This window comes from Pantoea sp. DY-17, assembly GCF_019795975.1.
In the GTDB taxonomy this organism is placed as follows: Bacteria; Pseudomonadota; Gammaproteobacteria; order Enterobacterales; family Enterobacteriaceae; genus Pantoea; species Pantoea leporis.
On record NZ_JAIMIG010000001.1, the window covers coordinates 1,884,511 to 1,908,558 of the forward strand.

The following is a 24,048-nucleotide window of genomic DNA, read 5'->3' on the forward strand; positions in this document are numbered from 1 at the left end:
TAGCGGTTGATGGGCGGATTACGCCAGGTTCTGAACCTGATGTTGCTGCAGATGGTCGCCGAGGGTGTAACTGCTATCGCTGGCGTTGTAGTGACTCTCCGTGGCGCGCGCATCGCTGGGTTGAGCGGCGGCGCTGTCGCCTGCGTCGACCAGCTGCGTATTCAGTGGCTCGCTGCTGACGCTGGCGGCCGCCTCATGGCTATCGATGGTCACCGGCTGCGTCGCCGTCGCCACATTGCCTGCTTTGTCCTGCGCGCTGACCTTCATTTGGTAGCTGCCATCATCCAGCGGTGCCAGCTGACCCGCCAAAATGGTCAGCGCCCAGTTGCCGTCGGCTTTAACCGTGGCGGTGTAACTCTGATCGCCCAGCGTCAACGTCACAAGGCTGCCCTGATCGAGATGGCTACTGCTGCCCTGAATCAGATGCCAGCTATTCAGCTCCGCCGCATCCAGCACCCCGTCGCCAAACGGTTGATTCAGCGTAATGGTCGGCACCTGATGCGTGGCAACGTTGAACAGGTTCTCAATAATCTGCGTGTCGTGGTTGCCGTACTCATCCCAGCGCGTGGCCAGCGCCGACACTTCGCCATCCGGCAGCGCCTGCAGATCTTCGGCGCTGATGGTGACCATGCCGTTGACCGGCGTGTAGTTTTTGCCGTTGAGCGTCAGCTCCTTCACGCCTTCAAGATAGAAACTGAGATCGTGCTGCGCTTCCTGCTGATTCAGCGTGGTATCGCCGCCAATATTGATTTCGTAATAGATGTCTGGCAGTTGGGTGACCACGTTCAGTTCCAGCATTGCGTCAGTGCTGTTGCCAGCGCCATCCTGCGCATAAACGCGGATTTCGCCCAGTGCAATAAAGCTCGCCACTTCACTGGCCGGAATCGTTACCTGCCAGTGACCGTCGCTGCCAATCTGCGCGTGATAGACCGCATCTCCACTGCACAGCAACAGCTGCTGGCCCGGTACCACCACCGAGAGATCGCCGCTAAAGGTGAGATCGTTTTGGCTCTCTTCTTTATTGATCACGTTGTCTGCCGTGACCTTATCGAAACTGATGTGCGGCAGGCTGCTAACGTGGGTAATTAAGGTGACATCCTGTAGATAAGCGGTGGTTTTGCCGTTGGGATCGGTAGCGCTGACTTTCAGGCTGTAGACGCCATCCTGTAACGCCTGAAGATCCTGTGAAGGAATAGCGGCGGTCCATTCGCCTTTATCGTTAACGCCGCCAGAGTATTTTTTCCCGGCTAAAATCACCGTGATATGGCTGTTCGCCGGCATGTGCGTAACGCTGCCGTGCACCTCCACGCCGTAAATGCCTTCTGCCACGCTGACCGCGTTATCACCGCTGATCGGATCCACCGTCAGCGTAGGCTTGATGGTTTTATCCACGTAAACCCCAAAGCCCACCTGCGTATCGGTGCTATTACCGGCTTTGTCGGTGAGGGTTAGCGTCAGCGAATAAGCACCGTCGGACAATCCGTTGAGCACCGACGGCGGCATCGAAGCATTCCAGTAACCCCATTTATTTACCGTGCTGTGCCAGACTTCGCCGTTAAAGGTCAGCGTTACGGTGGCGCCTGGCTCAGATTCGGCGCGACCGCGCAGGTGAATATTCCTGCCGGATTCCCATGCGGCAATCACGCCATCTTGTGCAATAGGTTCATAAGGACGTAACGGCGCGGGCGGCGTAGTATCCACGCTGCGCGTTTGCAAAGATGATGTGTCGTCTGCCAGCGGATAAAGAGTGACCGCAGAGTGCAGAATCGCCGCTAATTGTTGTTCGGATTGACGTGAAGACATAGGTAACCTCGTTACAGGGAAGGTATTGCAACGGTCATTAAGCTTATTAATGTTTTAAGCGTACCGGTGCGCCATACAGGCCATTAATCAATGGCCCGCTTCGCCTGATGAAAACGGGTTACCCGCAGGTAACAAGGACTAAAATAAGGCACAGCAAAATTCTCCCAAAGGGGGAGAAATAATCTCGATCTCGCTATATTCCGCATCGGGAGCTGATGGGATGACTAACATATCGGTTTTACGTGGTCGCTGCCTATTGGCGAAAATCCGGAAATGCATGCTTTGCGACAGCGCCAAAAAATTGACGTCCAGGCCGCATGTGGCGCGGAATCTTTCATCAGTATACTGCATCATTCGGCAGAAAAAATTTTACTTAAGTCACTCCAGTAATGATTGGCACATGCCAGGAAAGTTCTGGAAAAGCGCAGCGATGCGTAAAAAATCGGTAATATGCCTGTTTCTGGCGTTTAATCGCTGCCATCTGATAGGGTCTGATGCGCGGTGTGACATGCGCTTTGATGCTAAACTTCGTCGCTTCACCCGCTAATGAAAACTACTCTTTATGACAGCACTGGACGCCGCGCCGCAAAATAAATTGCATCACCGTGTCAATCTTGGGACACGTATCGTTTTCCTCATTGCTGGATTGGGCATGTCCGCATGGGCACCGCTGGTGCCGTTCGCCAGCCAGCGTCTGGCATTGAGCGGCGCATCATTGGGTGGTTTGCTGCTGTGTCTGGGAATTGGCTCGCTGGCGGCGATGCCGATTACCGGCGGTTTGATTGCGCGCTTCGGTGGTCGTCGGGTGATGTTGTGCTCCACGCTGGTGGTGCTGGCGATGTTACCGCTGCTGGCGACGCTTGATGTGATGTGGCTGATGGCCGCCACTTTAATGGTGTTTGGTGCCGGACTCGGCATGCTGGATGTCGCGATGAACGTGCAGGCGGTCGAAGTGGAAAAAGCCGCACGCAAGCCGATGATGTCCGGTTTCCACGGTTTCTTTAGCCTCGGCGGGATTATCGGCGCCGGCTCCGTCAGCCTGTTACTCGGCAGCGGCCTGACGCCGTTACAAGCCGTTGGCGCGGTGATGGTGCTGATTGTGCTGCTGCTGGTGTGGAGCCTGCCGACGCTGATGACCGAACGCCTGCATCAGCCCGATCAGCCGTGGCTGGTTATTCCGCGCGGTTGGGTGGCATTCCTCGGTTTACTCTGCTTTATTCTGTTTCTTGCCGAAGGTGCGGTGCTGGATTGGGGCGCGCTATTGCTGCTGCAAAGCCCGGAGATGAGCCCGGCGCACGCCGGTTTAGGTTATGCGGTGTTCTCGGTGGCAATGACCATTGGTCGTCTGACCGGCGATAAAGTGATTCAGCGCTTCGGCCGTTATCCGGTGATGTTGACCGGTGCGTTAGCCGCTGCCGCAGGCATGACGCTGGCGGTGTTGCTGCCGTGGCCGCAAATTGCGCTGCTGGCTTTCCTGCTGGTGGGTTTTGGCCTCGCCAATACGGTGCCGATGTTGTTCAATGCTGCCGGGAATCAACACGATATGCCGTCGAATCTGGCGATTTCGGCCATGACAACGTTAGGCTATGCAGGTATTCTTTCAGGTCCGGCTTTAATCGGATTAATTTCCCAGTGGATCAGCCTGAGTGGTGCATTTTTGCTTATCGCTCTGCTGCTGCTGGCCGTCGCTGCCAGTGCCCGACGGGTTGCGCGCTAATTCCATGATCCTGAGACACTATGCTGCCTTATAAATTTCCTCTGACATCCGGCAATGTAACGCGCTTTTTCGTGGTGTTTAACCTGGTGCTTTTTCTGGCGCTGGGCGCGATGGTGCACAACAGCGTGAATGCCTGGATGACAGAGAAGCGCTATGCGATGACCGATTTGGCGCGTGCGATGCAGAAACGCATCGATGCGTCGCGCTTCGCTACGTGGCAGATCTATGAGAACCTGGCCACCAGCGCCGCCGGTTCGTCGCCGAACAGTAATCTTCAGGAAACCCGCCTGCGCCCGGATGTCTATTATCTGGAAAAAACCCGCCGCAAAACCGAAGCACTGATTTTCGGTTCGCACGATAGCAGCACGCTGGATATGACCATGCGCATGTCCAACTATCTCGATACGCTATGGGGCGCGGAAAATCCGACCTGGTCGATGTATTTCCTCAATGGTCAGGATAACAGCCTGATTATGATCTCCACGCTGCCGCTGAAAGACATGGCGACACGTTATAAAGAGAGTGCGATCAATTCGCTGGTTGATAGCCGCCGCGCCGAGATGCTGCAGCAGGCCAATGCGCTGGATGAGCGCGAAAGCTTCTCGCCGCTGCGTCACTTCGCCTGGCAGAACGATCACTACTTTACCCTGCGCACCACTTTCAATCAGCCGGGCCATTTAGCCACCGTGGTGGCATTTGATTTGCCGGTTAACGATCTGATTCCGCGTAATATGCCGCTGGAGAACTTCCAACTGCGTCAGGACGCGACGCAAACGTCGACCACCACCACCACCACCAGCGACGACACCAGCAGCGAAAGCACGCACGTGGCGCTGGTAAACCCGAATCTGGAGATCGCCGCCTCGCTGCCTAGCACTTCGCTGCAGCTGGTGTATCGCGTGCCGCTCACCAGCCTGGCGCTGGATACGCTGCATAATCTGATGTGGCCGCTGCTGATCAACCTTGTGCTGTTTTTACTGTCGATTGCGGGCATTACGCTGCTGCGTCAGCAATCGCTGCGCCCGAACGAGAATCAGAGCGCCGAGCTGGATTCGCTGCGCATGCTTAACGAAGAGATCGTCGCCAGTTTGCCGGTCGGCTTGCTGGTGTACGACTTCGCCACTAACCGCACGCTGCTCAGCAATAAAATCGCTGAACATCTGTTACCGCACCTGAATCTGCAGAAAATCATCAATATGTCCGATCAACATCAGGGCGTATTGCAGGCGACCATCAATAACGAAGTGTATGAAATTCGCCACGCGCGCAGCGTGCTGTCGCCGCATACTCAGCTATTTATGATGCGCGATCAGGACCGCGAATTACTGGTGAATAAGAAGTTGCAGAAGGCGCAACAGGTGCTGGATCGTAATCACCAGATGCGTCAGCAGTTAATGCATAACCTCGGTCACGCCCTCAATGGTCCACTGCAAAGCATGGTCAAGCAACTAGTACAACTTAGCCAGCGTGACGATGACGAAAGCGTGCTCGATCTGCTCGACGAGAGCCAGGGTTTGGCGCGCCTGGTGGATGACATTGTGCTGCTTAATCGCCTGGAAGCGCATGACTGGTCGCCTGATGCCAGCGTGTTCAACCTGCAGGATATGCTGGACGAAATCGCGCTGGAAAGCCTGCCGCTGCTGCGTCGTAAAGGTTTAGCGCTGGTGGTGAATAACCATTTAGCCAATGACGAGATGCGTTTTGGCGATCGTCGTGCGCTGCGTAAAGTGCTGACCACGCTGATGCACTATTCGCTGACCACCACGCGCTGGGGCAAGATTTCGCTGGAGATCAAAACCAGTGAAGACAAGCCCAACCAGGTCTTGCTGCAGCTGGTGGATACCGGCTCCGGCTTGAGCGTCGATGAACTGGCGAATGTCGATTTCCCCTATCTTGGCGACACCACGCAAGATCGTTTTGGCCAGGCGTCCGGCATGGCATTTTTCCTCTGTAAGCAGCTGTGCAAACAGATGGGCGGCCAGCTGGAGATCATCGCTAAACCCGATATCGGCACACGCTACAATATTCAGCTGCCGCTGGCGTTAGAGCAGCAAGGCGAGCAGGAAGAGAAACTGCTGGAAGGCGTGACCGCGTTGGTGGATATCGCCGTAGAAGACGTACACAAGATCGTTTGTCGCCACCTCGAAAACTGGGGAGCGAAATGCCTGACCTCGGATGAGCGTTTAACTGGTCAGGATCATGATGTGCTGGTGACCGACGATCCGGCGCGCCTGAACGGCTGGGCGCTGTTGCTGGCCGGTGACGAAATGGGTCATCACGCGTTGAACGATCAGCAATTCCGGGTCAACTTCAATCTCAGTAATGCACTGCTTGATGCGCTGCTGGCCCTGATTGAAAAGCAACTTTCTCATGATTTGTTAGAGGATAGTCGCGAAGATGAAGAAGCCACGCCGCTAATGAGCGGAGGCTATTTCCAGCTGTTTACCGAGACAGTACCGCCAGATGTGAAGAGACTGTATACTGAAGCGGCGGAAAAGGATTATCCCTCGCTTGCTCAGACAGCACATCGCCTGAAAGGCGTGTTTGCCATGCTCAATCTGGGTTCAGGTAAACAGCTTTGTGAAGCGTTAGAACAACACATTAAAGTATGTGACGATTTAACCATTAAAAATACCACCAGTGAAATTGACGCTTACGTCAGCCAACTGCTGCAGCAAGGTAACCAATAAGATGAATAACTTGAACGTAATTATTGCCGATGACCATCCGATCGTTCTGTTCGGTATCCGTAAGTCACTGGAACAGATTGAATGGGTTAACGTTGTAGGTGAGTTTGAAGACTCAACAGCACTGGTAAACAGCTTGCCCAAACTGGACGCTAATGTCCTGATTACCGACCTCTCCATGCCAGGCGAGAAGTACGGTGACGGTATCACCCTGATTAAATACATCAAACGTCACTATCCGGACCTCTCGATTATCGTTCTGACCATGAACAATAACCCAGCGATCCTGAGCGCGGTGTTGGATCTGGATATCGAAGGGATCGTACTGAAGCAAGGCGCACCAACCGATCTGCCAAAAGCACTCGCGGCTCTGCAGAAAGGCAAAAAATATACGCCGGAAAGCGTGGCAAAACTGCTGGAGCGCATCAGCGCCGGTGGTTACGGTGACAAACGTCTGTCGCCGAAAGAGAGTGAAGTACTGCGTCTGTTCGCAGAAGGTTTCCTGGTGACTGAGATCGCTAAGAAACTTAACCGCAGTATCAAAACCATCAGTAGCCAGAAGAAATCAGCCATGATGAAACTGGGCGTGGAAAACGATATCGCGCTGCTGAACTATCTCTCTTCTGTCAGCGCCACTCAGGTCGACAAAGAGTAATACAAATGGGCGGCGTCTTCTGACACCGCCCATTTTTTTTAGTATCCGCTTTACGCCTCTACCCTGCCCTTTCTGACGCGTTCCGCATACACCGCCAGCGTGCTTTTCAACACATCCAGCGTGACCGGCTTCGACAAACAGTTATCCATGCCCGCATCCATACAGCGCTGCTTCTCTTCCGCTAACGCATTTGCCGTGACGCCAATCACCGGGAAAGTATGTCCCAGCTGACGCAGACGTTGCGTCAGGCGATAACCATCCATGTTCGGCATGTTCACGTCGCTCAGCACAATATCGATATGGTTGCGACTCAGCACGTTCAGCGCATCAACGCCATCCTGCGCGGTTTTGGTTTGATAGCCGACGGTGCCGAGCTGCTCCGATAGCAGCATGCGGTTGATCGGATGGTCATCAACAATCAGCACGATAATATCTTCGAAAGTCGCGGCGGCTTTTGGCGCGGTTAACGGCAGCGGCGTGGCGGTTTGGCTATTAATGTTGATGCGGTAGATGCGGCCCAGCAGCTGCGGCAGATCGTGGAGCATCGCGCTGCTCTGAATCCATTGCCCCGGCGCGGTTTCGTGCGGCATATCGATGTGCTCACCACAGATACGAATATGTGCGCGTCCAGTTTGCGCGGCAGGTTCATCGTGATCGCTGATGATCACATCATCAGCCGCCGCCTGGCCGTGGTAATACGCTGCCTGAATGCCCTGCTGTTGCAGCAGACGCAGCAGGAAGCTGGCGAGATACTCATTACGCATATCCAGCCAGATGGCCTTTTCCTGCAAGCCGTCGAGCAGCGGTGGCGCCGCCAGCTGACCGGAATAGATCGGAATACGCACGATAAACTGGCTGCCCATGCCCGGTTCGGAGTCGACTTCGATGTCGCCGTCCATCATGTTGATCAGCTTTTCGCAGATCGCCAGCCCTAAGCCGGTGCCCTGGAAGTTACGCTGCACGCCAGAACCCACCTGGAAGAACGGATCGAACAGGCGCGTTACCTCTTTGGCCGGAATACCGACGCCGGTATCGCGTACGCGGAACGCCAGATAACCCTCTTTGACGTAAGCATGCAGAATGATGCAGCCGGTATGCGTGAATTTAATGGCGTTGTTAAGCAGGTTGGATATCACCTGCTGCAGACGCATGGCGTCGCCATCCATAATCAGCGGCACATCGTTTTCGATAAACACATACAGCGCCAGGCGCTTACGCACCACCAGCGAGAGATAGTTGCTGGCAATGTGATTGACCACTTCACGCGGCGAGAACGGATGCGGTTCAATTTTCAGCTGTTCGGATTCAATCTTCGAGAAGTCGAGGATGTCGCTGATGATCTTCAGCAGCAGGCTCGACGAGTTGTTCATCGCCGTCACCAGTGAATCGACGCCTTTCGGCAGCACTTTGGTTTGCAGCAGATCGAGGTTACCGATAATGCCGTACAGCGGCGTGCGCAGTTCATGGCTGACGGTGGCGAGGAACATTGATTTCGACTGGCTGGCTTGCTCGGCCGAGTGCGCCATCTCCTGCAGCGACTGCTCCATACGCACGCGCGCCGAAACATCCACCAGCACGCAAATCGCCACGTTTTCATTACGATAACGCGAATGTACAAAGCTGATTTGCAGGTTGGTGTTGCTGCCGGTCAGCACATCGACAAAGTTGACCTGCTGACCGCCAATGATTTCATTCAGACGCTGGCGATCTTCCTGCGTCAGCAGCGTCAGATAGTTATGCGCCAGTTCGTTACTCAGAATGTTGGTGCCGTCGCTGGTGCGCAGGATACAGATGCCGACCGGCGCCGAGGCGACAATCTTGCGGTTGAACTGCTCGTGCTCCTCCAGCCGATGCGCATTCTCCTCAGCCGGCAGGAACATGCGGCGCTCAAAAATCCACGCCAGCGTGAACAAAATCACCGCGGTTAAGATATTGAGTAGCAGCGCGTTGATCAGCATCAGCTTGAGCTGATCGGTTAACACGTCGGTGGAAAGCGACCACACCACATTGAGATTCGACGGCGGCAGCGGCTTTTTCAGCACCAGCTGGCGATAGCTGTCGAGATAGCCGAACCAGGTGCTGTTATCCGGCAGATCGTCGAGCGAGTAGCCCGGCCCGCCACGACGCGAACTGATCAGCGGACGGTAGTTTTCATCGGTGATGGTGGCCACCAGCGGCAAACCGCCCGGCTGAATGAACTCATCAAGGCGAATATTCTGCTCCACGCCCAGCAACGCCTGCAGCTTGTTCGCCACATATACCGGCATCACCATATAGAAGTTGCCGACGCCCGGCTGCGCGCTGCTGGTGATCCAATACATCGGCTGGCGGCGCTCTTCTTCATTGCCGTTGCGATAATGCAGCACGCGTTCGCGCAGCGCTTTCAGGCTACGTTCACGATCTACCGAATTGTTGCTGCCGATGGTGAAATCAGCCAGACACTGATTCTCTCCGCCGATGAAGAACACGCGGTTCAATTCATACGCCGAGGCAAAATTGCTTTTCCAGTAATTGATGTAGTAGCTGAGCGAGTCCAGCGAGTTACGCCAGGTATTGCTCATTGACGTGCAGTCGCCATCGGAAAATAGCGGCGTGAACTGCGGCAGCGCACCTTTGCCCGGCGGCAAACCGTTGAGCACATCCAGACCATTAGCGCTGCTGCTCAGGCGATTTTCGGTGATGTATTTCAGCTCGCGCATCACGTCCGCCGAATGGCGCACGTACCACTCAGCCTGACCATAATTGGCGGCAAACTCCTGACGCACCGCGTTCTCTTTCTCATGCAGCACGTTGATGATGTAGAAAGTGGTCAGCAGCGCACCCAGCGCCCAGAGCAGCAACGCCAGCGCACGAAACAGATAGCGCGAAATTCGAAGCGTAGTGCGAAAGGAGACGAGATATTTCAAAAGAGGCTCACTGGCGGTAAGAGGTTATCAGGATGTTGAAAAGCTTCCATACACTAGCTTTATCGGCCCTAAAAAGCCAGCTAGCCCGCGCCTTTAGGGGAAAACTCAGATAAAAAAACGGCAGGCCAGTTTCCTGACCTGCCGCTTATTAAAGCCGTTACGAATTACTCTTCGTCGTCAGCTTCTGGTGCTTCGTCGTCGCTGTCCACTTCCGGCGCGATATCCTCCTCGCCTTCCGCTACGCTACCGTCGATGGCGTCGAGTTCTTCCTCTTCCACCGGCTCCGCGACGCGTTGCAGACCCACCACGTTTTCATCTTCCGCAGTACGAATCAGAATCACGCCCTGAGTGTTACGGCCTACCACGCTGACTTCCGACACGCGAGTACGCACCAGCGTACCGGCATCGGTGATCATCATGATCTGATCGCCATCCACCACCTGTACCGCGCCGATAACCGGTCCGTTACGTTCGGTGACTTTAATCGAGATCACGCCCTGCGTCGCACGCGACTTGGTTGGATACTCGCTGTTGGCGGTACGTTTACCGTAACCGTTCTGCGTCACGGTGAGGATCGCGCCCTCTTCGCGTGGCACAATCAGCGACACCACTTTGTCGCTTTCAGCCAGCTTGATACCGCGAACGCCTGAAGCCGAACGGCCCATCGCACGTACCGCCGTTTCAGCAAAGCGCACCACTTTACCGGCGGCAGAGAACAGCATTGCTTCGTCGCTACCGTTGGTCAGCGCCACGCCAATCAGCTCGTCATCCTCACGCAGGTTGATGGCGATGATGCCCGCACTACGCGGACGGCTGAACTCCTGCAGCGCGGTTTTCTTCACGGTACCGCTCGCGGTAGCCATGAAGATGTTGAAGCCTTCGGTGTATTCACGCACCGGCAGAATGGCGGTGATACGTTCGTTGGCTTCCAGCGGCAACAGGTTGACGATGGGACGACCGCGCGCACCACGGCTGGCTTCCGGCAGCTGATAGACCTTCATCCAGTAGAGACGGCCGCGGCTGGAGAAGCACAGAATGGTGTCGTGGGTGTTGGCCACCAGCAGACGATCGATAAAGTCTTCTTCTTTAATACGTGCGGCGGATTTGCCTTTACCACCGCGGCGCTGGGCTTCATAGTCGGTCAGCGGTTGGTATTTGACATAACCCTGATGCGACAGCGTCACCACAACGTCTTCCTGATTGATCAGGTCTTCGATGTTGATGTCTGCACTGTTCGCGGTAATTTCAGTACGACGTGCGTCGCCGAACTGATCGCGCATCAGCTCCAGCTCTTCACGGATCACTTCCATCAGGCGCTCAGCGCTTTGCAGGATGTGCAGCAGTTCAGCGATCTGATCCAGCAGCTCTTTGTATTCGTCGAGCAGCTTTTCGTGCTCGAGGCCGGTCAGTTTCTGCAGACGCAGATCCAGAATCGCCTGCGCTTGCTGTTCAGTCAGATAATATTGACCATCGCGAATACCGAACTCGGCTTCCAGCCATTCCGGACGTGCAGCGTCATTACCGGCACGTTCCAGCATCGCGGCAACGTTACCCAGATCCCACGACTGCGCCAGCAGGCCCAGTTTCGCTTCGGCTGGCGTTGGTGCACGACGAATCAGTTCGATGATCGGATCGATGTTAGCCAGCGCAATCGCCAGGCCTTCAAGGATGTGAGCACGATCGCGCGCTTTACGCAGTTCGAAAATGGTACGACGCGTAACCACTTCACGACGGTGACGCACGAAGGCTTCGATGATGCCTTTCAGCGTCATGATCTTCGGCTGGCCCTGATGCAGCGCCACCATGTTGATGCCGAAAGAGACCTGCAGCTGTGTCAGCGAGTAGAGGTTGTTGAGAACCACTTCACCTACCGCATCGCGTTTGATCTCAATGACAACACGCATGCCGTCTTTATCAGATTCGTCACGTAGTGCGCTGATGCCTTCCACGCGCTTCTCTTTCACCAGCTCGGCGATCTTCTCGATCAGACGCGCTTTGTTCACCTGATACGGCAGTTCGTGCACGATGATGGTTTCACGGCCGGTCTTGGCATCGGTTTCCACTTCGCCACGTGCGCGAATGTAAATCTTACCGCGCCCGGTGCGATAGGCTTCTTCAATACCACGACGACCATTGATGAAGGCCGCCGTCGGGAAGTCTGGCCCGGTGATGTGCTCCATTAGGCCTTCAACGGTGATGTCTTCATCTTCGATAAACGCCAGACAGCCGTTGATCACTTCCGTCAGGTTGTGCGGTGGAATGTTGGTTGCCATACCAACGGCGATACCGGAAGAACCGTTTACCAGCAGGTTAGGAATTTTAGTTGGCAGGACTTCAGGGATCTGCTCGGTGCCGTCATAGTTCGGCACGAAATCGACGGTTTCCTTTTCCAGGTCAGCCAGCAGCTCCGAAGAGATCTTTGCCATGCGGACTTCGGTATAACGCATCGCTGCGGCGGAGTCGCCGTCGACCGAACCAAAGTTACCCTGACCGTCAACCAGCATGTAGCGCAGGGAGAATGGCTGGGCCATACGCACGATACTTTCGTATACCGCGGAATCGCCGTGCGGGTGATATTTACCGATGACGTCACCGACCACACGGGCGGATTTTTTATAGGGTTTATTCCAGTCGTTGCCCAGTTCGCTCATGGCAAAAAGCACACGGCGGTGTACCGGCTTCAGACCATCACGCACATCGGGTAAGGCTCGGCCAACAATGACCGACATGGCGTAATCGAGGTAGGAGTTTTTCAACTCTTCTTCGATATTGACCGGTGTAATTTCTCTCGCAAGGTCGCTCATGGAGCCGCTATCCCTCTACATAATCCCGGATTTAAAGGTGCGAAAGTATATCACATTGCTTCCCTTCGGTGAACGTTAACCAGGCCTTAATCCCGCTTTTCCTTGAGCGTGAGAGATGCGTTCGCGTGAGTTAAGCGTTTATACTGAGGGAATATTTTGTCTGGAGTGATGATTCAATGAGTGAACAACCGCAGGAAAGCCGCCAGAACGTTGACCACGCCGAGATCGCCAAGTTTGAGGCCGTGGCATCCCGCTGGTGGGATTTAGAGGGTGAATTTAAGCCGTTGCACCGTATTAACCCCCTGCGACTTGGCTGGATAGCGCAGCACAGTAATGGCCTGTTCGGCAAGAAAGTGCTCGATGTCGGCTGCGGCGGCGGCATTCTGGCGGAGAGCATGGCGCGTGAAGGCGCTGAGGTTACCGGCCTGGATATGGGCGCTGAGCCGCTGGAAGTGGCGCGTCTGCATGCGCTTGAGAGCGGCGTTAGCGTTAACTACGTGCAGCAAACCGTGGAAGATCACGCCGCAAGTCACCCCGGGCATTATGATGTGGTGACCTGCATGGAGATGCTGGAGCATGTGCCGGATCCGCGCTCGGTAGTCTTAGCCTGCGCGCAGCTGGTGAAGCCCGGCGGCGAAGTGTTTTTCTCCACCATCAACCGCAATCCAAAAGCCTGGCTGCTGGCGGTATTTGGTGCCGAGTATGTGCTGCGCATGGTGCCGCGCGGGACGCACGACGTGAAGAAATTCATCCGTCCCGCCGAGTTGCTGAACTGGGTGGATGAAACCCCGCTGCGTGAAAGAAATATGATTGGCCTGCACTACAATCCGCTGACCAACCAGTTCCGTCTGGGTCGCGGTGTCGATGTGAACTACATGATTCATACGCATCGTCAGGAGTGATGTCATCGCGGTGCGCATCACTAAAAATCGCTGTCCAAGTAGGGCCGCCATTCATGGCGAAATGCTTGTAAGTTCAGCCAACGGCGAGTGCGCACGCCGAAGCCACTTTTAGTCCGGCGGTCCTCGCGCCGCTTACGCGGTGCCTTCACTTCTCTCGTCTGCCTGACGGACCGGCGGAGACGGGACTTCCATGTCCCGGCTCCGCCTTTCGCCCGCGTCCTGCGGGCTCTCCTGGCCTCCTCGCTTCGTTCAGCGCTGCGGATTGCCGGCCCAAAAGCGTCCCCGGCCTGCTCATAAGCTTCAGTGCGTGTTGTTGAAAAGGGCGCATTTGCCAGAGGCGCTGGCGCGTCTGCTGCGGCGAAAGGGCTATTCGCAGCGCTGAGGCTTTTACGTTGGGCCAGGAGCCTCGCGCATGGATGCGCGAGGCAGTTCGGGGCCGGCCAGGACGGCCGATCCGCGAACGGTCCGTTGGCACAACGTGGAAGCCGAAGGCACCGCGCCAGCGGCGCGAGGACGGCCCGTGACGCAGCAGATGTGTCAGAGCCCGCTACCTATTCAAAGCAACATGCTTTCTTAACTGGCAAGCATTACGCCATTAATGGCGACCTCTTATCCAGATCAATTTCCTTTTAGACGCGTACCAGCCTTTTTTATAGGCTAAGCAAGTCACAAAAAATTCATAAGCACTTTTAGATAAGTTCGCTGCTGGCGGCCTTGTCGGGGCTTTTTTTGTCTAAGAAAATTCCTGAAGCGCGGTGGTTGAGCAAGAAACACGCGTCCGATCATAAAGTGAAAAAAAAGTGCTGAGCGGTTGACACTAAGTGCAGGCCTTGCGGCATGCGGATCCAGGATTTTAGCCAGCCGGTAATGACGATTTTTTAGTGAAAATCAACTCTTGTTAAGAAGAGATTGCTGACTAGAATACTCACCATATTGTTGTTCAAACTTCCCGCACCCCCTATATATAGTGTTTATCCACAGGCTTACTCACAACGAGCGGCTTGTGCATAAACCTTGTGCATACATGGGGGATAAATACGTCATTCATGCATGGACAGGTAAAAACGCGACATGAACCAAAGTCTGCTCGTTACTAAACGCGATGGCCGCCAGGAGCGCATTGATCTCGACAAAATTCATCGTGTACTGGATTGGGCAGCCGAAGGGCTGAACAATGTTTCAGTTTCACAGGTTGAACTGCGCTCACACATTCAGTTCTACGATGGCATCAGAACCTCTGATATTCATGAGACCATCATCAAGGCTGCCGCAGACCTGATCTCTCGTGATGCGCCGGATTACCAATACCTGGCTGCGCGTCTGGCTATCTTCCACCTGCGTAAAAAAGCCTACGGCCAGTTTGAGCCGCCGAAGCTGTACGATCAGGTGGTGAAAATGGTTGAGATGGGCAAATACGACCGCCATCTGCTGGAAGATTACAGCACCGAAGAGTTCGAGCAGATGGACGCGTTTATCGACCATTGGCGCGACATGAATTTCTCCTACGCAGCGGTTAAGCAGCTGGAAGGGAAATATCTGGTGCAGAACCGCGTCAGCGGCGAAATCTACGAAAGCGCCCAGTTCCTCTACATTCTGGTGGCGGCATGCCTGTTCTCTGGCTATCCGCGCGAAACCCGTATGGACTACGTGAAGCGCTTCTACGATGCGATCTCAACCTTTAAGATCTCACTGCCAACACCAATCATGTCCGGCGTGCGCACCCCAACGCGTCAGTTCAGCTCTTGCGTACTGATCGAGTGCGGCGACAGCCTCGACTCTATCAACGCCACCTCTAGCGCCATCGTGAAATACGTTTCTCAGCGCGCCGGTATCGGCATCAACGCCGGCCGCATTCGTGCGCTGGGTAGCCCGATTCGCGGTGGCGAAGCGTTCCACACCGGTTGTATTCCGTTCTACAAACATTTCCAGACTGCCGTGAAGTCCTGCTCACAAGGCGGCGTACGTGGCGGCGCAGCGACGCTGTTCTACCCAATGTGGCATCTGGAAGTTGAAAGCCTGCTGGTGCTGAAAAACAACCGCGGTGTTGAAGGCAACCGCGTGCGTCACATGGATTACGGCGTACAGATCAACAAACTGATGTACACCCGCCTGCTGAAAGGTGAAGACATCACGCTGTTCAGCCCGTCTGACGTGCCTGGCCTGTACGATGCGTTCTTCGCCGATCAGGACGAGTTCGAGCGTCTGTACACCAAATACGAGAAAGACGACAGCATCCGCAAACAGCGCGTGAAAGCCGTTGAGCTGTTCTCACTGATGATGCAGGAGCGTGCGTCAACTGGCCGTATCTACATTCAGAACGTCGATCACTGCAACACGCACAGCCCGTTCGATCCAAGCATCGCGCCAGTTCGTCAGTCGAATCTGTGCCTCGAGATCGCACTGCCGACCAAACCGCTGAACGACGTCAATGACGAAAGCGGCGAAATCGCCCTGTGTACGCTGTCTGCCTTTAACCTGGGCGCGATTAACAGCCTTGACGATTTGGAAGAGCTGGCCACCCTCGCGGTGCGTGCGCTTGATGCACTGCTGGATTATCAGGATTACCCTATTCCGGCAGCACAACGCGGCGCCATGGGCCGTCGTACGCTGGGTATCGGCGTGATCAACTACGCATACTACCTGGCGAAAAACGGCGTGCGTTACTCTGATGGCAGCGCCAACAATCTGACGCACAAAACCTTCGAAGCCATTCAGTACTACCTGCTGAAAGCCTCGAACGAATTGGCGAAAGAGCAAGGTGCGTGCCCGTGGTTTAAAGAGACCACTTACTCGCAGGGCATTCTGCCGATCGATACCTATAAAAAGGATCTCGACGCGGTGTGCAACGAGCCGCTGCATTTGGATTGGGAAGGCCTGCGTGAGTCCATCACCACGCACGGTCTGCGCAACTCAACGCTCTCTGCGCTGATGCCGTCTGAAACCTCTTCGCAGATTTCGAACGCCACCAACGGCATTGAGCCGCCGCGCGGACACATCAGCATCAAAGCATCGAAAGACGGCATTCTGCGTCAGGTGGTGCCAGAGTATGAGCGTCTGAAAGACCAGTACGAACTGCTGTGGGAAATGCCGTCTAACGACGGTTATCTGCAGCTGGTTGGCGTGATGCAGAAGTTCATCGATCAGGCGATTTCGTCGAACACCAACTACGATCCGAGCCGCTTTGCGAATGGCAAAGTGCCGATGAAACAGCTGCTGAAAGACCTGCTGACCGCGTACAAGTTCGGCGTGAAAACCCTGTACTATCAAAACACCCGCGACGGTGCGGAAGATGCACAGGACGATCTGGCACCTTCCATTCAGGATGATGGCTGCGAAAGCGGCGCATGTAAGATCTAATCTCATCTTGTCAGGGCCGACATTGGTCGGCCCTCTTCACATTTGGACTCAAAATGGCTTACACCACATTCTCGCAGAACAAAAATGACCAGCTGAAAGAGCCGATGTTCTTTGGCCAGTCCGTCAACGTTGCCCGTTTCGATCAGCAGAAATATGACATCTTTGAAAAGCTGATTGAGAAGCAGCTCTCCTTCTTCTGGCGTCCGGAAGAAGTGGACGTCTCGCGCGATCGCATCGATTACCAGGCGCTGCCGGAGCATGAAAAGCACATCTTCATCAGCAACCTGAAGTATCAAACGCTGCTGGACTCGATTCAGGGTCGTAGCCCGAACGTGGCGCTGCTGCCGCTGATTTCCATCCCTGAGCTGGAAACCTGGATTGAAACCTGGGCATTCTCCGAGACCATTCACTCGCGCTCCTACACGCACATCATCCGTAACATCGTTAACGATCCGGCGGTGGTGTTTGACGATATCGTCACCAACGAGCAGATTCTGGCGCGCGCCGAAGATATCTCGAAATACTACGACGACCTGATCGAGATGACGAGTTACTGGCATCTGCTGGGTGAAGGTACGCATCAGGTCAACGGTAAAACCGTTACCGTTAACCTGCGCGATCTGAAAAAGCAGCTCTATATCTGCCTGATGAGCGTCAACGCGCTGGAAGCGATTCGCTTCTACGTCAGCTTCGCCTGTTCATTTGCTTTCGCCGAGCGCGAGCTGATGGAAGGCAACGCCAAAATCATCAAGCTGATTGCACGCGATGAAGCGCTGCATCTGACCGGCACCCAGCATATGCTGAACCTGCTGCGCACCGGTGAAGACGATCCAGAGATGAAAGCTATCGCCGCGGAGTGTCGTGATGAATGCTTCGATCTGTTCAAGAAGGCAGCCGAGCAGGAAAAAGAGTGGGCAGAATACCTGTTCAGCGGCGGCTCGATGATTGGCCTGAACAAAGACATTCTGTGCCAGTATATCGAGTACATCACCAACATCCGTATGCAGGCGGTGGGTCTCGATCTGCCGTTCCAGACGCGTTCCAACCCCATTCCATGGATCAACTCGTGGCTGGTGTCGGACAACGTACAGGTTGCACCGCAGGAAGTTGAAGTGAGCTCGTATTTGGTCGGTCAGATTGATTCTGAAGTGGGCGAAGACGATTTCGACGGCTTCCAGCTGTAAGCATGAGCCGCTCTGTTGTTATTCTGCGTAGCTCCGGCTCCCGGCTGGAGTGCGCAGAAGATCACCCTAATCTGCTGGCGACGCTGGAAGCCAATAATCTGTGCGTTGAGTTTCAGTGTCGCGAAGGCTACTGCGGCTCTTGCCGCATGCGTTTGCTAAAAGGCGAAGTGGATTATGCCGAAACCCCGTTGGCGTTTGTGCAGCAAGGCGAGATTTTGCCGTGCTGCTGTCGCGCTAAAGGGGAGATTGAGATCGAGCTGTGATTGACCAGGCCGCCATTTATGGCGACCTGGTGATCAATCAACGTTTCACCGTTTCCAGCACATCAATCCAACCGTGACCGGTGCTGACTTCACTGCCGTGTAGCCAGCGACGCAACATGTTCATCGCCATCATCGCCACCACTTTCTGCCGCGTTTCCACGTTATGACGTCCATGAGTGAAGTTTACGCGTTGGCCCCAGCTGGCTTCCGGCGTATGCAATGCAATCGATACTTCGCCTTCTACTAAATTTCCCACCGACAACGCCAGCGCCACGCCCTGCTGTTTCGCCCAGTCACGCGTGCGCGCAACCTGCGCTTCCAGATCTTCATCCTGCGGCGGCAGAATCTCTGCTTTGCTGAGCGCCACGTCCGCTGCGGCCAGCTGCCAGTTAAGTAAGCCGGCGGTGAACTGCTCGCTCAGCGCCAAATGGAAGCCACGCTGCTGCAACTCGCGCGCCAGCAGCGCCGGTAAACCTTCGGTGCCCTCAAAGATGGTGCATTCAGCCAGCAACAGTTTTACCTGCTGCCACACTTGCTCCATTGCCACGCGCTGGCTGGCGGGCCCGGTGAGTTTGATTTCAATAATCGGCATCGATGAGCGATAGCCCATCACCACGCCTTCCGGCAGCGGGAGCGGCTCCAGCTCGGCGGCAATGTCACTTTCCCCACGTCCAAAGGTGGTGAGGCGCAAACACAATGGTGGCTCAGGCAGTTCAAAGCGTGCTTTGAGGCGCGGAATAATCTCCTGCTCAACCATCACTTTAAATTCCGACGGCACGCCAGGGGTGAAGAAAATCCAGCAGCGATTGAGCTGCAGCGCGAAGCCGCATGCGGTGCCGACCGGATTATCCAGCATCTCAGCAATGGCAGGGATTTCTGCCTGCTTGCGGTTGCTCGGCGCCATCACACGTCCGCGGCTGGTGAACCAGGCTTCCATTTTTTCCAGCCAGGTTTGCTGGATAACTAACTCGCTGCCGCTGGCAATGGCTGCGGCCTGCGCGCTGAGATCGTCACTGGTCGGTCCTAAACCGCCATTCACGATTAGCACGTCAGCAATCTGGCTGCGGCTCTGCAGCGCCTCCACCAGCGAGGTCATTGCATCACCGACGGTGCTACGGCTGGTCATCGGCAAACCGTGCTGGAACAGCACATTGGCCAGCCACGCGGCGTTGGTATCGACAATCTGCCCATGTAACACTTCATCGCCCGTTGAGAGCATTTCTACACGTATCACGTTGCGTTCTCCTTTTCCCTGTCGCTTTACTGTAGGAAGCGCGCAGGCGAAACACAATCGCGGATGATGCGAAACAGGGATTTAGCGGGAAAAGCGGCGAGGAAATCAGGAAGCGGGCGCGAAGCGTGTCGCGCCCGTTGGAACTTAACGTCGAGCCAGCAGTAAACCGACAAACAGGCCAGCGGCGGCACCGATGCCAATCCCCTGCCACGGTTTTTCATGCACATAATCATCGGCGCGGTAGGCCGCATTCTTGGCACGATAGTAATAGCTGTCTGACGCCTGGCTAACGCGCGATTTCACGTCTTCCAGCGCTTGTTCAGCTTTGAGTTTCAGCTCGATATATTTTTGATCGGCCGGATCGCCTGATGCGCGTAACACTTCTTCCAGCGTTTCCGTTAGCAGCGCCAGGTCGTCGTCAAGGTGCGTTTCAAATTGATCTGAAGATGACACTATGTAGTTCCTCCATGTTCCTTGCTCATTGTGGTTTAACTATAGTCATAAATTGCAGATTTGCTGGATGGCGACTGCAAGGTTTTCACCAAGTTTCATCCACCACAGTGCAAAGTTGTGTCATGTACGCTGCCGCTACGCGAATTCTGCTTCGCTTATTTGATTAATCTGATAAATTTTCCGCAGACTGAATTATTTATTTTCACGACTGTCGTAACCCCCTGTAGTCAGACGCTTCTCGTCTTACGAGAGTCAAAATACACCCGAGCAGCTAAGGATTAGATTTCCGGCATGAATCGTAGAAAATTTATGAAAGCGTCCATGGCCCTCTCCGCTGTTAGCGGCATGACGGGTCTCTCCACGCTGTTTGCACAATCCGCCTGGGCCGATGATGGTATCGCCGACGGTACCGCGGTTCGCTTCGATTTCGACTCACTGAAAAAGAAAGCCTCCGCGCTGGCAAAACAGCCCTGGGGCGGCGCCCCCGGCCCCTTGCCCGACACCCTGGCCAATCTCACTCCGCAGGCCTATAACGAAATTCAGTACGACGCTAACCACTCGCTGTGGAATAACATCCCCGATCGTCAGCTGGACGTGCAATTCTTCCACGTCGGTATGGGCTTCAAGCGCCGCATCCGCATGTTCTCAGTCGATGCGCAGAGCCGTGAAGCGCGCGAGATCCACTTCCGTCCGGAGCTGTTCAATTATCACAACGCCAACGTTGATACCAGGCAGCTGGTTGGTAAAACCGATCTCGGCTTTGCCGGTTTCCGTGCGTTTAAGAAGCCTGAACTGGCGCGCCGCGATATCGTCTCTTTCCTTGGCGCCAGCTATTTCCGTGCGGTTGATGAAACCTTCCAGTACGGCCTCTCCGCGCGCGGCGTGGCGGTCAACACCTTCAGCAACGGCAAAGAAGAGTTCCCGGACTTCACCGCGTTCTGGTTCGAAACACCAAAAGCGGATGACACTACTTTCGTGGTCTACGCCCTGCTGGATGGCGCGAGCGTCACCGGTGCCTACAAGTTCACCATTCACTGCGAGGAGAAACGCGTCGTGATGGAGGTGGAAAACCACCTGTTTGCGCGTAACGACATTCGCCAGCTTGGCATTGCGCCAATGACCAGCATGTTCAGTTGTGGCACCAACGAGCGCCGCATGTGTAACACTTACCATCCACAAATCCACGACTCCGATCGTCTGGCGATGTGGACCGGTGAAGGCGAATGGATTGCACGTCCGCTGAACAACCCTCAGCGTTTGCAGTTCAACGCCTATCAGGACGAAAACCCGCGTGGTTTTGGCCTGTTGCAGCTCGATCATGACTTCAAAAATTATCAGGATGTGATTGGCTGGTACGACAAACGTCCAAGCCTGTGGGTAGAACCGATTGGTAAATGGGGCAAAGGCGCCATTAACGTGATGGAGATTCCTACCACCGGGGAAACGCTGGATAACGTGGTGTGCTTCTGGCAGCCGTCAGAACCGGTAAAAGCCGGTAGCGAGTTCAGCTTCCAGTACAAACTCTACTGGAGCCAGTTGCCACCAGTGCGCAGTGGTTTGGCGCGTGTCGATGCCACGCGCACCGGTATCGGCGGCTTCCCGGAAGGTTGGGCGCCAGGCGAACACTTCCCGGATACCTGGTCACGTCGCTTTGCCATTGATTTTGTTGGTGGCGATCTGAAAGCCGCAGCGCCGAAAGGTATTGAGCCGGTGATTACCGTTTCAGAAGGCACATTCAAGCAGGTTGAGATTCTCTACGTCGAGCCACTCAACGGTTACCGCATTCTGTTTGACTGGTATCCAAACAGCGACTCGACCAAACCGGTTGATATGCGCCTGTTCCTGCGTACCAAAGATGAAACGCTGAGTGAAACCTGGCTCTATCAGTACTTCCCGCCGCCGCCAGATCAACGTAAATACGTTGATGACCGGCAGATGACGCCAGGCTGATGATTAACGGCGAGGAGCAATCCTCGCCGTTATGCTTTCTGCATGCCGATGTGGGGAATCTCATCTTCCATATACACTTCAGTCACCGCTTTAAAGCCCAGACGACCGTAGAACCCTTCCAGATGTGCCTGCGCAGAGAGATAAATAGCGCGCTGCGACCAATACTTTTCACAGCTCTCCAGCGCCTTCTCCATCAAGCGATAGCCCAGCTTCAAACCGCGTGCTTCTTCAGAAACAATCACACGACCAATCATTACCGGCGCAGAGTCTAGCGCTGGCGTTAACACGCGCGCATAGGCCAGCAGCTTACCGTCGAGAAATCCGAGAATGTGGCGATTTTCGGCAGCTAGATCCTGGCCATCAATATCCTGATAAGGACAGTTTTGTTCCACGATGAAGACATGATTGCGCAGTGCCAGCAAAGTGTAGAGTTGTTGCGCTGTCAGTTCACTGTGGTGGCAATCAAGCCAAAGCATTTCCATGGTGCTTCCTTGTCTGAGCGAAAAAAGGGATCCGATGAGAATATCACACCGGCTACGCCAAACGCAGTGAGCAGCAGCGGCAGCTGAAAACCTCGTGGTGACTCTGTGCCCAACCTCTCACTACGCCGTGAACTGCAGGCAAAAAAAATCAGGCCCGCAGGCCTGATTCAGTGGTTTCGTGAATCTGAATTACATGAGCGGCTGAGCCATCTGCACCAGTGTAATCAGCGGCTGCGGATAAACACCGAGCAGCAGCACCAGAATCGCAGAGATCAGTACCACAACGCCGCCGGCAGTAAATGCCCAATTGGCTTGCGTATCGCGGTTGTGCAGTTCCGGCGGGCTGAGATACAGACTCACCGTCACACGCAGATAGTAGTAAAGCCCAATCGCACTACCCGCTACTACCGCACCACTCAACCACCACAGATGTGCGTTCACACTCGAGGCGATAACGTAGAACTTACCGATGAAGCCGAGCGTCATTGGAATACCCGCCAGTGACAACATCATCACCGTCATTACCGCAGACAGAATTGGACGATGCCAGAACAGACCACGATAGGAATACAGAGTATCGGCATCCGGACCGCGATATGGGCTCGACATCAGGCTCACTACGCCGAACGCGCCAAGGCTGCTGAACAGGTAACCGGCCAGATAAACGCCTGCGGTTTCCAGCGACAGCTGATGGGTTTTCACCGCAATCAGTGCCACCAACAGATAACCAAGGTGCGCGATCGAGGAGTAACCGAGCAGACGCTTGATGTTGCTCTGGGAAATCGCCATCAGGTTGCCGAACAGAATCGACGCAAAGGCAATGATGCCCAGCACGGTACGCACCGCTTCACTGTCAGTGACGGGCGCGTACATGAACAGGCGCATAATCACACCAAAGATGGCGATCTTGCTGGCGGTAGCGAGGAAGGTTGAAACCGGCGCTGGCGCACCCTGATAAACATCTGGCGTCCACAGGTGGAAAGGAACCAGCGACAGTTTAAAGCCCAGTCCGATAATCATCATGCCCAGACCGAGCAGCAACAGCGGCTCCTGAATCATGCTATCGCTCAGACTTTTGCCCAGCTGCACAAAGCTCAGGCTGCCGGAATCAGCATAAATCAGCGCGATACCGAACAGCAGGAACGATGAGGCCGCCGCCGACAGAATGGTATATTTCAGCGACGCTTCCAGCGAACGTTTCTGGCGGAAAGCATAACCAATCAAACCAAACAGCGGCAGTGACAGCAGTTCGATACCGATGAACAGCGCTGCCAGATGATTGGCGCTCGCCAGCACGATCCCGCCGAGTGCTGCAATCAGCACCAGCAGATAGAACTCATCTTTGTTGTCCGGGAAACCGGCCAGCCACGGATAAGCGAAGGTGCAGGTGGCTAAACTCGCCAGCACCACCAGCGCGGTGTAGAACATCGAATAGCCATCAACGCGCAGCAGCGGCGTGACGTCCATCGCTCCCGCCTGGCCTACAAACCACAGAGAAAACAGCGCAATGTTAAGTCCGATCACCGTCAGCGTGGCATTAACAAAGTGATTGCGTCGCCACGCAATGGACAGCATCACCACCACCACCGTCAATCCGACGATTAACAGCGGCAGTAACGCGATCAGATGTTGAGGAGTTATTGTCATGGCG

15 protein-coding genes are annotated in these 24,048 nt (G+C 55.0%); 8 read left to right on the plus strand and 7 right to left on the minus strand.

Features of this window, described 5'->3' with window-relative positions; all coding sequences use genetic code 11:
* Window positions 1-18: 18 nt before the first annotated feature.
* Window positions 19-1,803, minus strand: coding sequence for an Ig-like domain-containing protein (locus tag K5Y33_RS08845; RefSeq protein ID WP_222233730.1), 1,785 nt, complete (start codon window positions 1,801-1,803; stop codon window positions 19-21).
* 562 nt (window positions 1,804-2,365) lie between these two features.
* On the opposite strand from K5Y33_RS08845, the gene K5Y33_RS08850 reads away from it, so the two are divergent.
* From K5Y33_RS08850 to rcsB, 3 genes are read left to right on the plus strand one after another with little or no spacing between them, the layout of a single operon-like run.
* Window positions 2,366-3,520, plus strand: a complete 1,155-nt coding sequence (locus K5Y33_RS08850) for an MFS transporter (RefSeq protein ID WP_110866581.1) — start codon at window positions 2,366-2,368, stop codon at window positions 3,518-3,520.
* A 23-nt stretch (window positions 3,521-3,543) separates the two neighbouring features.
* Window positions 3,544-6,210 (plus strand): phosphotransferase RcsD, encoded by a 2,667-nt coding sequence (gene rcsD / locus K5Y33_RS08855; RefSeq protein ID WP_222233870.1) that lies wholly within the window; start codon window positions 3,544-3,546, stop codon window positions 6,208-6,210.
* Between the two features lies 1 nt (window position 6,211).
* On the plus strand, window positions 6,212-6,862 hold the full coding sequence (gene rcsB, locus K5Y33_RS08860; protein WP_007889370.1) for a response regulator transcription factor RcsB: 651 nt from the start codon (window positions 6,212-6,214) through the stop codon (window positions 6,860-6,862).
* Window positions 6,863-6,912: 50 nt separating this feature from the next.
* Here rcsB and rcsC read toward each other — a convergent pair whose 3' ends face one another.
* Window positions 6,913-9,768, minus strand: coding sequence for a two-component system sensor histidine kinase RcsC (rcsC, locus tag K5Y33_RS08865; RefSeq protein WP_101763669.1), 2,856 nt, complete (start codon window positions 9,766-9,768; stop codon window positions 6,913-6,915).
* Window positions 9,769-9,932: 164 nt separating this feature from the next.
* The gene (gyrA, locus tag K5Y33_RS08870) at window positions 9,933-12,572 is read right to left on the minus strand and encodes a DNA topoisomerase (ATP-hydrolyzing) subunit A (protein WP_110866580.1); all 2,640 of its coding nucleotides are present in this window, start codon (window positions 12,570-12,572) and stop codon (window positions 9,933-9,935) included.
* A 176-nt stretch (window positions 12,573-12,748) separates the two neighbouring features.
* Here gyrA and ubiG point away from each other — a divergent pair, with 176 nt between their 5' ends.
* The 4 genes from ubiG (at window position 12,749) to yfaE (ending at window position 18,278) form a co-directional block, all read left to right on the plus strand.
* Window positions 12,749-13,474 carry a bifunctional 2-polyprenyl-6-hydroxyphenol methylase/3-demethylubiquinol 3-O-methyltransferase UbiG gene (ubiG, locus tag K5Y33_RS08875; protein ID WP_110866579.1) on the plus strand — a complete coding sequence of 242 codons (726 nt, stop codon included), beginning with the start codon at window positions 12,749-12,751 and terminating at the stop codon, window positions 13,472-13,474.
* 1,071 nt (window positions 13,475-14,545) lie between these two features.
* Complete coding sequence (gene nrdA / locus K5Y33_RS08880; RefSeq protein ID WP_110866577.1) at window positions 14,546-16,831, plus strand: class 1a ribonucleoside-diphosphate reductase subunit alpha; 2,286 nt, start codon at window positions 14,546-14,548, stop codon at window positions 16,829-16,831.
* A gap of 53 nt (window positions 16,832-16,884) precedes the next feature.
* Window positions 16,885-18,015, plus strand: a complete 1,131-nt coding sequence (gene nrdB / locus K5Y33_RS08885) for a class Ia ribonucleoside-diphosphate reductase subunit beta (RefSeq protein ID WP_101763665.1) — start codon at window positions 16,885-16,887, stop codon at window positions 18,013-18,015.
* Between the two features lie 2 nt (window positions 18,016-18,017).
* On the plus strand, window positions 18,018-18,278 hold the full coding sequence (gene yfaE, locus K5Y33_RS08890; protein WP_061717835.1) for a class I ribonucleotide reductase maintenance protein YfaE: 261 nt from the start codon (window positions 18,018-18,020) through the stop codon (window positions 18,276-18,278).
* Window positions 18,279-18,315: 37 nt separating this feature from the next.
* On the opposite strand, the gene K5Y33_RS08895 is transcribed toward yfaE, so the two are convergent.
* Together K5Y33_RS08895 and elaB are read right to left on the minus strand one after the other, a co-directional pair.
* Complete coding sequence (locus K5Y33_RS08895) at window positions 18,316-19,512, minus strand: nicotinamide mononucleotide deamidase-related protein YfaY (RefSeq protein WP_222233731.1); 1,197 nt, start codon at window positions 19,510-19,512, stop codon at window positions 18,316-18,318.
* A gap of 144 nt (window positions 19,513-19,656) precedes the next feature.
* On the minus strand, window positions 19,657-19,965 hold the full coding sequence (gene elaB, locus K5Y33_RS08900) for a stress response protein ElaB (protein ID WP_008105125.1): 309 nt from the start codon (window positions 19,963-19,965) through the stop codon (window positions 19,657-19,659).
* 291 nt (window positions 19,966-20,256) lie between these two features.
* Here elaB and K5Y33_RS08905 point away from each other — a divergent pair, with 291 nt between their 5' ends.
* Window positions 20,257-21,915, plus strand: coding sequence for a glucan biosynthesis protein D (locus tag K5Y33_RS08905; RefSeq protein ID WP_101763662.1), 1,659 nt, complete (start codon window positions 20,257-20,259; stop codon window positions 21,913-21,915).
* 29 nt (window positions 21,916-21,944) lie between these two features.
* On the opposite strand, the gene K5Y33_RS08910 is transcribed toward K5Y33_RS08905, so the two are convergent.
* Complete coding sequence (locus tag K5Y33_RS08910) at window positions 21,945-22,397, minus strand: GNAT family N-acetyltransferase (RefSeq protein ID WP_222233732.1); 453 nt, start codon at window positions 22,395-22,397, stop codon at window positions 21,945-21,947.
* Between the two features lie 189 nt (window positions 22,398-22,586).
* The gene (gene nuoN / locus K5Y33_RS08915; RefSeq protein ID WP_008105131.1) at window positions 22,587-24,044 is read right to left on the minus strand and encodes an NADH-quinone oxidoreductase subunit NuoN; all 1,458 of its coding nucleotides are present in this window, start codon (window positions 24,042-24,044) and stop codon (window positions 22,587-22,589) included.
* Between the last annotated feature and the right edge of the window lie 4 nt (window positions 24,045-24,048).